Source organism: Peribacillus loiseleuriae (assembly GCF_001183985.1).
GTDB classification, from domain to species: Bacteria; Bacillota; Bacilli; order Bacillales; family DSM-1321; genus Peribacillus; species Peribacillus loiseleuriae.
Window position 1 is genome coordinate 3530713 of record NZ_LFZW01000001.1, and the last position, 15847, is coordinate 3546559.

Genomic DNA, 15847 nt, shown 5'->3' on the forward strand with positions numbered 1-15847 from the left:
GGTTTCTTTTCATTATTCTTCATTATAGTAAACTCTCTTATAAATGTACCTACACACATTGAACAGCCAATAACTGAGAGTAGCATAACCCCTCTAACGAAAGTGAATGGCGAAAATATTACTTGTAAACTTCCTGTAATCTTGAATTAAGGAAAAAACAAGATAGTTCGTTCCGTTACTCAAATTTGCTTCGATATAGGTTAGTCCTGCAACAAGGGCCACAATTAAATAAATCACCGTCATAGTAAGAAAAAATCGATAACATTCTACTGTTTTTTGGTGCTACGCTACACGAAATCGACGAGGTAAGTGCATGTAAAAAGTACTTCCGAATCGTAATAATATCCATTTGACTTAACTAGTTAAAACAAAACAGCCGACCAAAGTCAGCTGCTCTTATATCTTCTTCATTCTTAACGGCGAAATTTCTATTCGATTGGTTAGAACAATTTTTACAAGTCAAAGAACAAAATGAAAGGCACCTTGTCTCTATTGAGAAATTCCGAGTGATGATTTACATGCATAACTAAGCAACACTACTGATATTTTAAAACAGAATTTCGCGATCGGACAATTTTTTGAATGCTGTCGTCATAGTATTTTGAGACATATGCATAGAATATGAGGTCGATCGTTAAAAATTGAGCGAATAAGGAGCTTGATGCTGCACTGCGGAATTGTGCTTCGGGTGCCCGAACATGATGTAAGGATATATCAACACTGTTGGATAATGAATTACTACCGAATCGAGAGAGTCCAATTGTTTGACAGCCGGATTCTTTAGCGATATTGACTAAACGCAGAAGCTCTGGCGTTTCACCGCTATTCGATATTCCGAAGAAGACAGATTTTTGGTTAGATGCCGCAAGTGCTGCTGCATAAATATGAGCATCTTGGTAAGCAATTACAACTTTCCCTAATCGAGACCATTTTTGCATCATATTTTCCGCGACGAGCCATGATGCTCCTAGACCAAAGATATAGATGATCTCTGCATTTCTGATACTTTCTACTGTTTTATCAATCATCTCTTCCTTCAATTCCATAGCTGTTTCTTGAATTACTTGAACTGAATTTGAAACGATTTTTTCTTTAATGGACTGGATCGTTTCATTCGGCTCAATATCATAAAAGCCGCTCTTAAGCGGACGAGAGATTTGGGACGACAATGAAACTTTCAATTCTGAAAATCCAGCCACTTCAATGGAGCGACAAAGCCGTATGACTGCGGCACTGCTGGCATTGGCATTGGCTGCTAGCTCATGTACCGTCATTCGTACGATTTCATTTGCGTGTTCTAAAATATATTGAGCTATTTTCCTTTCGGATTTTGGTAATTCCTCAAGTACACTTTCGATTCTTAATAAGATATTTACAGAATTCGTAGTCATTCTCCCCCTTCTAATCTTTCATTTTCTCCATCGCTAAGTAGTAACAGCCCAATGTAGAGGACACCTCATCGAGTACAAATTGAGTTTCTGGAAGCATTGCCTTTAATTTATCAATAAAAGCTTCCTGTACGATAGGTATATTTGTCAAGATGCCACCTTTAATGGCTACTGTTACTTGCGCTGGAAAAGGAAGTTTATGATAAACAGCAAGTGTAGTATTGGCTAAATGACAGCCCGCTTCCATAAGGATTGTTTGAGCTATGTCATCACCGGCTTTCGCCTGATCAACTATTAAGGGTACAATCGAAGCAATCTCGCCCTTAGACGATGAGTAAATAAACTTCTTTATGTCCGCAACGCTTTTATAACCAAGCTTTGTCAATATTTGTCCCGTTAAAGGACTATAAGCTTGTTGATTATCCTCTTCATACGTCATTCTTTTAAATGCTTCTAAAGCAATCCAGTAACCGCTGCCTTGATCACCGAGAAGATGTCCCCATCCTCCTGCCATTTTATAAACCCGATTATGAACAGCCATACTAACAGACCCTGTACCAGCAATGGTCAAGATCCCCTCTTTCCCTTTAAGCAAGGCCGCATGAGCGATGATGCCGTCATTCTCAATCGTGAAGGGGATGTTAAACGAACGACGTATCGACTCTTCGATCGTACGCGTGTCGGTTACCCCACCATAGCCAGCCAATCCTAAATAGAGATAACAGCAATCCCTTTTTTTTAATGGAAGAAGACATTGCGTAATGGCATCTATAATATGAAAAATGGCCTGGTCTTCGTTGATGAGTAGATTCCCATATCCAGACATACCGGTACTTATCAGATTCCCATTCAGATCATAGGCTGCCGCTTCTGTTTTCGTACCTCCACCATCAACACCGATGAGATATTTCATATGTATTTCCCCTCTTTAACGATTTTATCACAAAAAGGCCGGCCCCCAAGCCCAATAGTATAGAAAATCATCAATCGTAAAACAAGGGAGCCCAACCTATTAAATTAATCTCTGCTATCTATTTTAACGCGAATTGAAACTTACCCCATGGTTCTAGAAAATCGAGAAGGAAAATTTCTGTTTCAGCAATCCGTCCTACCACATTTGTTTTCCCTGAATTCTCCATACCCTTTAACGCGATTTGCAATTCTCCCTTATATTGACCGTAAAGCTCATTTTCGATCAGGATATCACCACGGCGAATGTTTGGCGTAAAGGTCGGTTTAAATTCTTCTTGCTTGTATTTCACACGTGATTGCGTCGATCTAATCAGATAGTCAGACACATCACCACGGTAAAAATGAAATTCATCAAGCACAATTTTTTTCTCTAACTCTGTAATGGTATCAAAAAGCTCGGTGTTAAACGTTAGCATTTGAGGATTAAGCCCACTTAATGCCTGCATTTCGGCTTCTGAAGCATAGGCATTTGCGATGAGGATATCATCGATTAGACCTGTTGCCAGTAAATGCTTCGCTTGCGTGACAATTGGCAACTCTCTGTGCATTTCTAGTGTACATAACCCTTCTGTAACAGGCCAGGGTCCGAATGTCGCTTCATGTGAATTGACAAAAGCAGACGTCCGAATATTATGGCGTTTAAAAAGCTCACAGCACGTAACAAAGTGGGAATAGCTTAACCCAGCATAGCGATGAGGATAAAAATTATGTGAGCCTACTAGATTTTCTGTATTTGGCTTATATGCCATGATGTTATCTAAATATTGAGTCGCGTTACTCATATTGATTTCGATTTTCAGACCATACGGATTATGGGTCATGATCGCTTCTTCATTTCCTGTAAAGCCCAAATCAAGGCGAATTCCATACGCTCCTAAATTGGCGAAGAACGACAAATCATGATAAGAAATTCCTAATGCGCCAAACACCCGTGGAGCTATATCGACCATAACCTCCATGTCCAATTCATTGGCAAAAGTAATCGTTTCTTTAAACGTACTCATGATTTCGTCTTGATTTCCATCAACGGAAAGCAGGCATGTGAAGACTTTCTTGAAGCCATATTTATGGGCTAATGCAATATACGCTTTATCTTTTTCTAGGGTTGAATGCTCGGGGTATATCGAAATCCCTAATTTCCTCATAAAAAAGTGCCTCCCATTTAATTCTGTTTTGGTGCAAGTTTTTTTACAATACGTATCATATGTTCGATTAATTTTTGCTCACTTATCGCTGTCATTAAGTGATCTTGCGCGTGAATCATCAAGAGTGATTTTTCATTTGGAACACCGTTCAGTTCATTTTGAATTAATTTCGTTTGTGTATTATGAGCAAGCGTTAATTCATCAGCTGCTTGTTTAATAAGTTCCTCCGCCTTGTCAAAATCAAAGTCCTCAGCAGCCGTTAGTGCTTCATAGGCAAGTCCTCTTGCATTGCCGCCATGTGCTATAATTTCAAAGATTTCAATCTCATTATTAGTTGATTCAGATTTCATGTTGAACACTCCTTTAAATTTTTAGTATGGGACTGGTGTAATATTACCTAGAATCACAGACTGCTTTGCACCGGTGGCACTCGGTACATTGTTTGGTAAGTGATTCATCGTTTCGTTGGCTAATATTGCAAATGCGATGGCCTCCTTCGCTTCAGACGAATAGCCAAAATCCTCTTGTTTGAAAACACTGCAATGTCCTGCCAATTCTGCTTGCAGCATATTCATGAGCGTATCATTATAGCTACCACCGCCGCCAACAATCACTTCATCAATTGTAGTAGTTGGAAAGATGAATTTCTTATAGTTTTCAGCGATGGATTTTGCGGTAAACATCGTCATCGTGGCTACAAAATCTTCCTTTGAGAGATGTGAATAATCGGTAATTAGCCGATCAACAAGTTTTGCTCCGAACAATTCCCTTCCCGTTGATTTAGGAGGTGGTGTAAGGATATATGGCATCCGCATACATTGCTGAAGCAGTGTTTCATTAACTTGACCGCTTTTGCCAATTGCTCCACTCTTGTCATAGGGCATTCCATAAAACTTCTGACAAATATGGTCAATCATCATATTTCCAGGACCGGTATCAAAGGCACGTACATCATCTAACGTAGCATCTTTTGGAAGAACCGTTACGTTGCCGATTCCGCCAATATTTTGCAGAAGTCTCGACTTTTCGCAGCTTCCATAGAGAATAAGTTCGGTATATGGTACAAGTGGTGCTCCTTGACCGCTAGCAGCCATATCCATTGTTCGGAAGTTAGAAACAACTATCGTTTTTGTCCGATAAGCAATGACGGCTGCTTCGCCAATTTGCAACGTCGATGGGATGAATTTCCCTGCTTTAATTGGTTGATGGTAAATGGTTTGTCCATGTGAACCAATATAATCTAGCTGATCCAAAGGGAAACGAGCTTTCTGACAAATAGCTATAACGGCATCTGCAAAGATTTCACCTAATTGAAAATTTAAAGAACAAATCTGTTGACTTGAAGAAGTTTCAATAGAAAGAGCATCATGGATTTCTTGTTTGATTTCATTTGCAAAGGGGATCGAAATAAAGTCGATCAGTTCAACCTTTGATTTCAAACCGCAATCTTCTATTTTCACTAATGCAGCGTCTACACCGTCTAGTGACGTCCCAGACATTAATCCTACAACATATGCCAATGGTTCCACCTCAATCGTTCATTATATAGTCGACTTTTGAAAGAATGATGGTAAATATTCTTTATGGGCTTCAAGTAATTCTTGCAGGACTACTTCAGCCAAATCATCACTAGAAACAAGTGGATTAATCGTTAATGCAAGAAGTGCTTTATCGTATGAACCCGTTACAGCTGCCTCGGCGCCTACTCTTTCAAATGATTTAATTTGCTGAACCAATCCTTGAACTTGAACGGGTAATTCTCCGATTGTCAGTGGAACTGGACCTTGCTTTGTAACTACGCAGCTTACTTCAACCGCAGAATCGTCATCTATTCCAGTAATGGATCCATTATTTTTCACATTTAGTACTTGGATGTCTTTTTTATCATTATAAATAGACGAAATGACATTACAAGCTGCATCGCTATAGTAGGCCCCGCCACGTTTTTCTAATTGTGGTGGTTTGATATCTAAGGTCTCATCCTTATATAAGGCAAATAATGAATCTTCTAATTCTTTTACGATTTCGGCACGAGTCTGTCCATCTTTAAATGCTTCGAGTTCTTCTTCCAAGATTTCTTTTGTTTTATAAAAATAGCGGTGATATGGGCATGGTACTACGCCGAGTGCTTTCAAAAATCTTGGATTCCAAGGAAGGGGTGCAATGTTTTTCATCGTCATTTGACTATCAGGATTACCCAATAATTCAAGCACTCTTCCCGTAACCTCCTCCCCATCTAAGTAGACATTCGTTCCGTATAGCATGTGGTTAAGACCAGCAAAATTGATATGTACCCTTTTCATATCAGCATGTAATAGTTTCGAAATCGTCATATGCATATTAAAAGGGACATTACACACACCAATTACTTTATCATGTTTACTGTAACGCAATAGTGCCTCTGTCACCATTCCCGCGGGATTAGTAAAGTTAATCAGCCAAGCATCTGGGCAAAGCTCTTGCATTTCTTCTGCAATTTCTAGTAAAACAGGGATCGTACGCAATCCTTTTAATAACCCACCTGCCCCATTTGTTTCCTGGCCTATTAAGCCATGCTGTAATGGGATACGTTCATCCTTAACTCGAGCATCGAGTAAGCCAACACGCATTTGCGTTGTAACAAAGTCAGCATTCTGCAAAGCCATACTTCGATTTAGTGTTAGATGGATTTCCATTGGGACTCCAGCCTTTTTCACCATTCTTTTGGCCATATTGCCAACGATTTCAAGTTTTTCTCTACCTGCTTCGATATCGACTAACCATAGTTCCCTAACTGGCAGCTCATCATAACGGTTAATAAACCCTTCAACTAGCTCCGGTGTATAGCTTGATCCTCCCCCAATGGTTACAATCTTGATTCCCTCTTGAGTTGTCATCCAATGTGTCCCCCTTTAATAGTTGATAACGTCAACCTTTTTACATTATCTATAGACAATCAAATAGCAAACCATTGCACAAAAGATCAATAAAGAAAAAAATAAGGTAAGGATTTGCTTTATTCCTTTACACTTTCCTTCAATGAACACAAGAACTGCTGTTAGTCCAACACTAATCACAAATGTATTCCCTATATATAGTGCCATATACTTATCTACTCCAATAATTTGTAAAAGAGGAGTAAAGAGAAGATTAAAAATAAGAACAAAGCTGAAAAATAAAAAGGCACCCTTATAGCTAAAAAAGTGAAGCTTAGGTGATGTATTCACTTTCATTCCCCCTATCTCTAGTAAATAGAGAAGGGAGCTCGGAGCATCTTGTCCCAAACTCCCTTTTACCTCATGCTAGAAAACATTAACGGCTCATAACACTTTCACTGTGTATTGTCGTGTTTTCTTCCACTTCTTGTGTGACCAATTTTTTATCGTACATCTTAAAGAATGGTAAATACATCAAAACTGACACAGTAATATTGATAAATACGAGGACAACTGCACGCCAATCCCCACCTGTTGACAGATAAGCTCCAATTGGTGCTGGCAAGGTCCACGGCACCATAATATAAGTAGGATTTACCAATCCTATCGATGTTGCAATATAAGCAATGGTCGTACCTATTAATGGTGTAATGATAAATGGGATAATTAAGATTGGATTTAATACAATCGGCATTCCGAAAATAACTGGCTCGTTAATATTAAAAAGGCTTGGAATGATGGTCGTCTTTGCCATTGCTTTACTGTATTGAGATTTCGCCGATATTAACATGGCAATAACCAAACCTAATGTTGCCCCAGATCCGCCAATCCAAATAAACCATTGAAAAAATGTTTCTGGAGCAATATGTGGCATCGCATTTCCGGCAGCAACTGCTGCAGAGTTATTTGCTAAATACACTTCCCAAACAGGACGTGCGACTGCACCAACCACTGACACGCCATGAATCCCGAAAGACCAGAAAAACGTAATTAAGAATACCGGAATCATCACGCCAATGTAAGTGTCCCCAGCCTTAACAAGTGGTGCAACCGCTTTATCGATAAGCGAATGCAAATCAATTCCAAACACTATAGTAATGAATGTCATAATCGTTAAAACAAGAACCACTGGAATTAACGCTTCAAAGGAACGCGCTACTGAAGTAGGAACAGAACTTGGCATTTTAATCGTTATTTTCTTTGCTTTGCAAAAACGTAATACTTCTACAGAGAATATCGATACAAGCATGCCAACAAAGAGCCCATGCCCACCAAGATTAGCCATTGGTAAGACAAAACCAACATTATCCATCACTTGAACACCGATTGTAAATAAGAATGCGGCTGTGGATAGTAACGCTCCAGATAATGGATCCAGCTTATAGCTTTGAGACAAACTAAATCCTATTCCAAATGTTATATACAAAGTCATAATAAACATTGTCAATCGATAAGGTATAAGGATTTCAGCAATGTGATTAGCAGACCATATTCCAATTGCCGATTCTGCGCTAACTGGTGGAAAGGCTATAAGTAGAAAAATACTTCCGAAAATTATAAATGGCAATGCCGAAACTACCCCATCACGAATTGCTCGCAAGTGTTTTTGCTCTGATAATTTAGCCATAGGAGTGGAAAGATTATTTTCTAGAAAATCTACAAATTTGTTCATATTCTACTTCTCCTTTTTAGTTATCTCAATCTCCTGAACTATTTCACTTGCTCCATTACTAATTTTAATAAAGTAGGGCCGCCAAGTGGGCTGTATGCTCGAGGGGGGATAATCTGACAAGGAACACCCGCAGTATCAGCAGATTCTTTGAAACTATCAAAACGGTGCTTTACTTGAGGTGCTACCATGGCTATATCCCATCCGTTTCTTACTTCCGAATCGAATTCCTGTGTCCCAACAGCTAACACGTCTAATTCTACTCCTTTTTTCTCCCCTTCCTTTTTTAAAGCGTTCACAACAATCGCACTTGACATTCCACCAGAACATACAAACAATACTTTCATTTCATTTCCTCCTCATAATTATGCTTTAAATTGCATTCCTTACAAAGCCATTTGCGGCCTCTAATCTTTGTATAGCCTCTTCACATGAAATGTTTGCTACAATCATAACAATGGCAATTTTTGGTTTTTTATTCGCTTTTTCTAAATAGTCTTCAGCCATTTCATACTTACAATTTGTGGCATCCATAATCATTCGTTTCGCTCGTTCGACAAGTTTCTCATTTGTAAGTTGTAGATCGACCATTAAGTTACCATATACCTTGCCAATTCCAATCATCGAAGCAGTTGAAAGCATATTACATACTAGCTTTTGAGCAGTACCTGCTTTTAATCGGGTTGATCCTGTCAATACTTCTGCTCCACTCACTACCTCAATGGCTATATCTGAAACCTTGCCAATTTCCGAATGTCGATTACAACTGATTGCAATCGTTTTGGCACCAAGTTGCTTTGCGAATTGCAAACCTGAAACAACATACGGTGTACGTCCACTGGCGGCGATTCCAACTAGAACATCTTTGCTTGTAAATTGAATGCCGGTTAAATCTTTAGGAGCTAATTCAATGTTGTCTTCTGCACCTTCTACCGCTTTGATAAAGGCATTTTCCCCCCCGGCAATCAGACCCACTACCTCATTTGGAGAAGTATTAAAAGTTGGTGGGCATTCAACAGCGTCCAACAAACCAATTCGACCACTTGTTCCCGCTCCCATGTAAATTAACCTTCCTCCATTTTTCATAGCTGCAACAATCAATTCCACAGCCATTGCAATTTTGGGTAGCTCCTTCTGCACAGCATCGGTAACTTTGATATTCTCTGCGTTCATCACCTCCAGAAATTCAAGCGTCTCCATTTCATCCAAACGCATGGTTTTCTCATTACGACCTTCAGTTGTTAAATGTTCTAACATTCCTATCATCCTCTTATATTAGTCGTTTTCATTTATTGTTAACGCTTTCTAAAGAAAGAATATCATCTCTGAAATAAAATTACAATAAATTTTATAAATATTAATATTAAATTTCAAATTGAAAGAAAAAATTCATTTAACATACAAAAGAAGACAGAGAATATCATGTTCTGAGGCCACTGAAAAAGTAACGCTTTTTGAAAGTATCGAAAATTTCCATCAATATACAAATAATAAAAGAAGCTAACAACCCATATGTAGTAGGTCGTTAGCTTCTTTTTTCTTTAAGCGGACTTTTTCAGTGCCCTCTCATGCTCTCTGTCTCCGTCATTTTAAAAAGAAAAAAAGACCAGTGAATCGTTTGGTCGATGTTTTCTCTCATTCTATTTGTGCAATCCATTCATTTCATTCAATTGCACTACTCGTTCTGCTTACGACAGAAATTCGCAGTGAAAATTCAAGGAAGATCGCCTTTATCGTGCTTTCTTCAGCGAAAGGGTCAGACCTCAGCAACTACTTTAGATCGATCATACTTAGTATTTTACTACTATATATGGTGATTAGAGTGCGAGGTCAGACCCTTTTATAGATCAGCCAGCCTGTTTTATTACCAACTTGCTTTCTTCACGCCAGGAATTTGTCCTTTATGTGCATAGTCCCTAAAAGCAATCCGAGACATTTTGAACTTTCTTAAAAATCCTCTTGGTCTTCCGGTTACTTCACATCTATTTTTCAAACGCGTCGGTGAAGAATCTCGCGGCAGTTTACTTAGAGCCACATAATCCCCTTTTTCTTTAAGCTCCTGACGGATAGCTGCATATTTCATCACCGTTTCTTGTCTCTTTTTCTCTTTTACAACTTTAGACTTTTTCGCCATTTTCCGATTCTCCTTTACGTACTTTAGATAAATGAAACTTCAATCAATAGGGGTTTTCTTCATCCCCCCACTGATCGTTAATCCCGTTCTAGTGTCGCTACTATCTCCACATAGCAAAGATAAAGCGACACTACGAAAGGGAGATAAAACAAAATCATTACGTTTTATAAATTAAAGCCTGACTCTTAATAATTGGTGTTCTACTTATTTTGTTTCTCTGTGCAAAGTACGTTTTTTCAATTTTGGACAATATTTCATAAGCTCAATACGATCGGGATTATTCCGTTTATTCTTCGTTGTCATGTAATTCCGATCTCCTGTTTCTGTACATGCTAATGTAATATTCACTCTCATTATGTTTCCTCCTCATGGACTTATCTAGGTTTTATATATGAAACAAATATGGCGTTAAAACGCCATCATTTACTATGAAGGATCCATCCTGTATCACGCTACACTCACCTAATCACAATGGCGGCTACGCGAAGCCGGATTTTGGATGCTTTCTCGATAAAATCAGTATACCTGATAAATAGATTGGCTATATTAGGTAGCCGCGAAGACCCGTCCCCATGTCCTTCATACAAATGAAGGCAGGGGATCGATAAATTTCGTCCAATCCTGTACCATTTCTTCTTCTGTAAGCAAGCATGCATCCAATGTCTGCTCGATTTGCTTTTGATCCATACTGATGCCGATCATGACTAATTCTGTTATACGGTCACCATATGTATCGTCCCAGCGATTGAGAAGGTCAGGTTCTTCTGCCAATAGTTGTTTTCGTTCCGCTTCCGGATAAGCTGCTATCCAATTGCCTGCTCCTTGAATGGCCAAAGATGGTCCGGCTTGCGATAATAGTCCAGACATATCATTTCTAGTCGCTAACCAAATAAATCCCTTTGCTCGAACGATCTCAACGGGCCATTCTTCCAACCAAGACAAAAGCCTCTCAGGATGGAACGGCTTCTGACGACGATACACGAACGAAGATATGCCATACTCCTCTGTTTCTGGAACATGCTCTTCGTTTAATTCTTTTAGCCAACCCGCTCCTTGACTAGACGTTTCAAAATCAAACAGACCCGTGTTTAATAATTGATCAAGTGGGACCTTAGAATATTCACTCTCGATAATCCGCGCTTCTGGATTAAACTTTTGCAAAACGGCTTTTAATTCCTGAATATTGGAATGGGCTACTACATCTACTTTATTCAGCACAATCACGTTTGCAAATTCAATTTGATCCATTAATAAATCGGCTACTTCCCTTGTATCCGTTTCATCAACGGCCTGTTTACGATCAAGCAGACTTTCTCCAGAAGCATAATCATGCCAAAAGCGGTTCGCATCGAGAACCGTCACCATCGTATCCAGCTTGCAGTATTTAGACAAGTCGATTCCTAAACTTTCATCCACATATGTAAATGTTTGAGCTACTGGAATGGGTTCACTAATCCCACTTGATTCAATGACGATATAATCGATGTCACCTAGCTTTGCCAACTTCTCTACTTCAATTAGTAGATCTTCTCTGAGCGTGCAGCAAATACAACCATTTTGCATTTCCACCAATTTCTCGTCCGTTTTCTGGAAGCCACCTTGTTTAACTAATGCAGCATCTATGTTTACTTCACTCATATCATTGACGATAACAGCTACTTTCAATTGCTCACGGTTCGCTAAAATATGATTGAGCAAAGTCGTTTTTCCTGAACCAAGATACCCGCTCAGTACGGCAACTGGAATCTTTTGATTACCCAACATGTTCACTCCCTCACGCGAAATCTCCTTAGGTTATTCCAACTCACAAATCAAAATTATTACGTTTTATATCTCAATAAAATGAATAGCGTTTTGATAGACCTAAGGAAAACCTCATTTGCGTTTACATTTGCTTAATCATTATAAAACGTAATAATTCCTATTTGCAAGTGTTTTTTTAAAATTAATAACATCCATGAGTATTTGCTCTAAAACTAAAACAATGAAAAAGGTTTAGTTTTTTTAAAATTGTATAACTTTATAAAAAAATTGTACGGAGCAGATTTTTTAGAAGCCCCACCCCTTTTCCACACAAAAAACAGGACGATTCACTATATGACATGGGTGTCATCCAATCACTAGGCACTTTAAGATGTATTGCACAATCAGGACAGGTCAGATGAAGAAGGAATGCCAAAAAATTTGTCGAAATAGTATCGTATACCTTCAGTAGAAAGTAGCTCTCTCTACATTTGTGAAAAGGTAAAATAAACCTGAACAAAAGCTAAAATAAGGAGGAGTACAAGTGAAAAAAATTATGAATAAACCAGAAACTCTCGTCGCAGAGATGTGCAACGGGATGGTCATGGCGCATCCGGAACTCGAGTTCATCCAGAAGTATAAGATTATAAAGAAAAAAGAAATGAACGAAAATAAGGTAACTTTGATTAGCGGTGGCGGAAGTGGCCATGAACCGGCACATGCGGGGTTGGTAGGAAAAGGGATGTTAGATGCCGCCGTATGTGGAGATGTGTTTGCCTCCCCTTCACAAATACAAGTATATCAAGCAATTAAAGCAACCGCTAACAAACAAGGTACTCTACTCATTATTAAAAATTACAGTGGCGATATTATGAACTTTAAAAATGGAGCCTATTTAGCTACTGAGGATGGTATTCAAGTAGAATATATCAAGGTAGAGGATGATATTGCCGTAGAAGACAGTCTCTATACAGTAGGACGCCGTGGCGTTGCCGGAGTCGTGTTGGTACATAAAATAGCTGGAGCAGCAGCAGAAGATGGTAGAGAATTAATGGAGGTCAAGGCCGTAGCGGAAAAAGCTGCGAAAAATGTTCGAACCATCGGTCTAGCACTAACTTCCTGTACGGTTCCCGCTAATGGATCACCCACATTCCAACTAGGTGAGGATGAGATGGAATATGGCGTCGGCATTCATGGTGAACCAGGCATCAAACGGGAAAAAGTGATGACCGCAGATCAGTTGGCCCTACGTATGACCACAGACCTTTTGGCTGATTTAGGACTAGATGATGATGACCCTGCAGAAATTGCTCTTCTAGTAAATGGCTTTGGTGGCACACCGTTACAAGAGCTCTACCTTTTTAACCATGCGGTTACCCGAGAGTTGAACAACAGAAATAGACGCATTTATCGAACGTTTGTCGGTAATTACATGACGAGCATTGATATGGCCGGTATTTCCCTGACCGTGATGAAACTAGACGATGAGCTAAAAACATTACTATCTAGAGAATGTCATACACCTGCGTTTAGAGTCGATGGACCCACTTCTCCTGTTGAGTACGTTGACATTGAGGCTCACGTAGAAACAAAGCCTGTTTTCTTTGAGACGGAAACGGCAGAAGAACACGCTATTATCAAGGATGACGTACTCACGTTACATACTATCATTTATCTTGTCGATAAAATGAGCGAAGTCATTATCAAGAACGAAGGACCGTTCTGCGAATTGGATACACATGCTGGCGATGGCGATTTTGGAATGAGTGTCTCGAAAGGATTCAAGCAATTAAAACGAGAATGGAGCACGATTTTGAATCAAGACCGTTTAACGATCGGGACCTTTCTAGATGCATGCTCCATAATCATTATGGAACATTGTGGCGGTGCTTCTGGTCCAATTTGGGGCGCGGCATTCCGAGCTGCCGGTAAAGCTAGTCATGAAAAAATGGAATTAACAGTCGGAGAGTTTGCTGAAATGTTGCATGCTTCAGTCAAAGGGATACAGTTCATTGGTGAGCGATCTTTCGGAAGAGGAGCAGAAGTAGGCGATAAAACCCTTGTGGATGCGCTTGTGCCTTGTGCAAATTCTTGGTCAGAAAGTGCAGCAGCTAGTGAGGACTTTAAGACCGCTTTTGAAAAAGGGGCAGCGGCGGCTGTCGCAGGAGCCGAATATACAAAGGAAATCGTTGCTCGAATGGGCCGCGCTGGTACGGTTGGCGAAAGAAGCCTGGGTTATCCGGATGCTGGAGCCACTGCTCTAGGAATTATTTTTACGGAACTCTCTCGCAGTCTAAGATAAAACCAGCTTTTCTTGCCATAACATCACAAAAAGCGAGTGAAATAGTCATCTATTTCACTCGCTTTTTCATCACCCGAATCATCAGGTATCACGATTTCTACCAGTATAAGAACCCACTTTCTGTAATAGAATAACACGATCACAAAAAATTAATGAAATTTACCAGTTAATCGAAAACCAATTTCTGCTACCAGAGTGGATAATAGAAATGTTCCTGTATATACAACTAGTGAGATTACAACAATACGCCATCCTAGTTTTTTAAACTCTTTCAAATCTTTCCCGAAAGAGAGGCCGGCATACGCCAAAATAGGTGTTGCCAAGGCCATAAAATTCACTTGTTCTGTTACTTTAATGATTGATCCATTTCCAGGGAATATGGGCGTTGTAATCAATAATGCTAACATAGACACCCAAATAACGATTGGTAGCTTAATAGGGAATATTTTAGTGAAAAAGAACCCTAATATCGTAACAGCAACAATGATCATCATACCTGGTAATGCATCAATAGGGGAAACATTGTAGCCAATCCAATTTCCCATAAGAGCTATTATTCCAATCATTACAAACGTCAATATTTTATCTTTCATATAAAATCTCCTCTTTTATGTCCTGCGCTCTAATATTTTTCATTTGATCTGTTTTGATTTTCTCCCCAAAATAGGTTCAAGTTTTTTGTATAAATAATTTGTAAATGGGAGTGAAAAGAATACACAAATATATGTTCCTAAAATGGTTGTAATTAAGTTAGCGGCACCAGCAAAAACCGCGATATCCTTTGCAGATTCCGGGAAAATAACGGCTAATGCACCAGACATAGCAGCCATCATACTACCTGAACCTACTCCAGCACCCATGGCTAGTGAAATGGGATGAAACCAACCAGTTTGAGCCATAAAACTCGCTAACACCGACAGATATAAAGCCCCAAACAAAGTACCACAAACATATACGCCTAGTGCTCCCCGTCCTTCTGGTGAATCAGAACCGTATTTTTCAGCAATAATGGCCAAGTTAGGTTCTCGATCAATTGAAAAAGTGGCTCCAATTGCTTCTCTTTTCATCCCAAGTAGTAAAGCGATCGGTAAACCTAATAGGATGGTCCCTGCAAAATGGCCTACTTCTTGTAATCCTAAAGAAAGTCCCGCCTCAAAGATCTTCGGTAATGAGGGTCCCATTAACATGCCTAATTTGGCTACAAATAGCATGAATGAAATTCCTAAAATATTGGCTGCTACATTCATTTCTTTCATTTTTAAAATTTTTAAAGACGGTAAACTAATAATGGCTCCGATAATTAATGCATACAACATTGGAAATAATGCAATGGCTCCAATTCCTATGTTAAACGTTTTTACGCCGATAAATTCTGTCATGCATACTAATACCAAAACGAATAAATGAATTTTCCAATTACGCAAAGAATTTTCTTGCATTTATTTGCACTCCTTTTCTATAAATTGTGCTGATTCTAAAAAAGAAAAACAGAACGATTATTATTTTGTATGAAGGACATGGGGGCGAGGCTTCGCGACTTACTCATATAGTTAATCTACTTAGCAGGTATACTTATATG

At 39.2% G+C, this 15847-nt stretch carries 16 protein-coding genes; 1 reads left to right on the top strand and 15 read right to left on the bottom strand.

The genetic code is table 11. The features are described from left to right. Positions 1–536: 536 nt before the first annotated feature. The 13 genes from AC625_RS16450 to AC625_RS16510 all read right to left on the bottom strand — a co-directional run bounded on the left by AC625_RS16450 (position 537) and on the right by AC625_RS16510 (position 11984). Complete coding sequence (locus AC625_RS16450) at positions 537–1391, bottom strand: MurR/RpiR family transcriptional regulator (RefSeq protein WP_049682266.1); 855 nt, start codon at positions 1389–1391, stop codon at positions 537–539. 10 nt (positions 1392–1401) lie between these two features. Then, positions 1402–2301, bottom strand: a complete 900-nt coding sequence (locus AC625_RS16455; RefSeq protein ID WP_049682267.1) for an N-acetylglucosamine kinase — start codon at positions 2299–2301, stop codon at positions 1402–1404. Between the two features lie 118 nt (positions 2302–2419). Beyond that, complete coding sequence (locus AC625_RS16460; protein ID WP_049682268.1) at positions 2420–3505, bottom strand: DUF871 domain-containing protein; 1086 nt, start codon at positions 3503–3505, stop codon at positions 2420–2422. Positions 3506–3522: 17 nt separating this feature from the next. Continuing rightward, positions 3523–3855 carry a PTS lactose/cellobiose transporter subunit IIA gene (locus AC625_RS16465; RefSeq protein WP_049682269.1) on the bottom strand — a complete coding sequence of 111 codons (333 nt, stop codon included), beginning with the start codon at positions 3853–3855 and terminating at the stop codon, positions 3523–3525. Between the two features lie 21 nt (positions 3856–3876). Next, positions 3877–5025 carry an anhydro-N-acetylmuramic acid kinase AnmK gene (gene anmK / locus AC625_RS16470; RefSeq protein ID WP_082191140.1) on the bottom strand — a complete coding sequence of 383 codons (1149 nt, stop codon included), beginning with the start codon at positions 5023–5025 and terminating at the stop codon, positions 3877–3879. 21 nt (positions 5026–5046) lie between these two features. Next, positions 5047–6381, bottom strand: a complete 1335-nt coding sequence (locus tag AC625_RS16475) for a 6-phospho-beta-glucosidase (protein WP_049682270.1) — start codon at positions 6379–6381, stop codon at positions 5047–5049. A gap of 45 nt (positions 6382–6426) precedes the next feature. Next, on the bottom strand, positions 6427–6711 hold the full coding sequence (locus AC625_RS16480; RefSeq protein WP_049682271.1) for a hypothetical protein: 285 nt from the start codon (positions 6709–6711) through the stop codon (positions 6427–6429). 85 nt (positions 6712–6796) lie between these two features. After that, positions 6797–8092, bottom strand: a complete 1296-nt coding sequence (locus AC625_RS16485) for a PTS sugar transporter subunit IIC (RefSeq protein WP_049682272.1) — start codon at positions 8090–8092, stop codon at positions 6797–6799. A 38-nt stretch (positions 8093–8130) separates the two neighbouring features. Further along, complete coding sequence (locus AC625_RS16490) at positions 8131–8436, bottom strand: PTS sugar transporter subunit IIB (protein ID WP_049682273.1); 306 nt, start codon at positions 8434–8436, stop codon at positions 8131–8133. Positions 8437–8461: 25 nt separating this feature from the next. After that, complete coding sequence (gene murQ, locus AC625_RS16495; protein ID WP_049682274.1) at positions 8462–9346, bottom strand: N-acetylmuramic acid 6-phosphate etherase; 885 nt, start codon at positions 9344–9346, stop codon at positions 8462–8464. Between the two features lie 607 nt (positions 9347–9953). Continuing rightward, positions 9954–10223, bottom strand: a complete 270-nt coding sequence (rpsN, locus tag AC625_RS16500; RefSeq protein WP_049682275.1) for a 30S ribosomal protein S14 — start codon at positions 10221–10223, stop codon at positions 9954–9956. A gap of 204 nt (positions 10224–10427) precedes the next feature. Then, positions 10428–10577 carry a 50S ribosomal protein L33 gene (rpmG, locus tag AC625_RS16505; RefSeq protein WP_049682276.1) on the bottom strand — a complete coding sequence of 50 codons (150 nt, stop codon included), beginning with the start codon at positions 10575–10577 and terminating at the stop codon, positions 10428–10430. Between the two features lie 225 nt (positions 10578–10802). Continuing rightward, positions 10803–11984, bottom strand: coding sequence for a GTP-binding protein (locus AC625_RS16510; protein WP_245645023.1), 1182 nt, complete (start codon positions 11982–11984; stop codon positions 10803–10805). Between the two features lie 526 nt (positions 11985–12510). Here AC625_RS16510 and dhaK point away from each other — a divergent pair. After that, positions 12511–14268 (top strand): dihydroxyacetone kinase subunit DhaK, encoded by a 1758-nt coding sequence (gene dhaK / locus AC625_RS26015; protein WP_082191141.1) that lies wholly within the window; start codon positions 12511–12513, stop codon positions 14266–14268. Positions 14269–14417: 149 nt separating this feature from the next. Here dhaK and AC625_RS16520 read toward each other — a convergent pair whose 3' ends face one another. Together AC625_RS16520 and AC625_RS16525 are read right to left on the bottom strand one after the other, a co-directional pair. Beyond that, positions 14418–14861: a hypothetical protein gene (locus AC625_RS16520; protein WP_049682278.1), complete on the bottom strand. Its 444-nt coding sequence runs from the start codon at positions 14859–14861 to the stop codon at positions 14418–14420. Between the two features lie 39 nt (positions 14862–14900). Beyond that, positions 14901–15707, bottom strand: a complete 807-nt coding sequence (locus AC625_RS16525; protein ID WP_049682279.1) for a DUF3100 domain-containing protein — start codon at positions 15705–15707, stop codon at positions 14901–14903. Between the last annotated feature and the right edge of the window lie 140 nt (positions 15708–15847).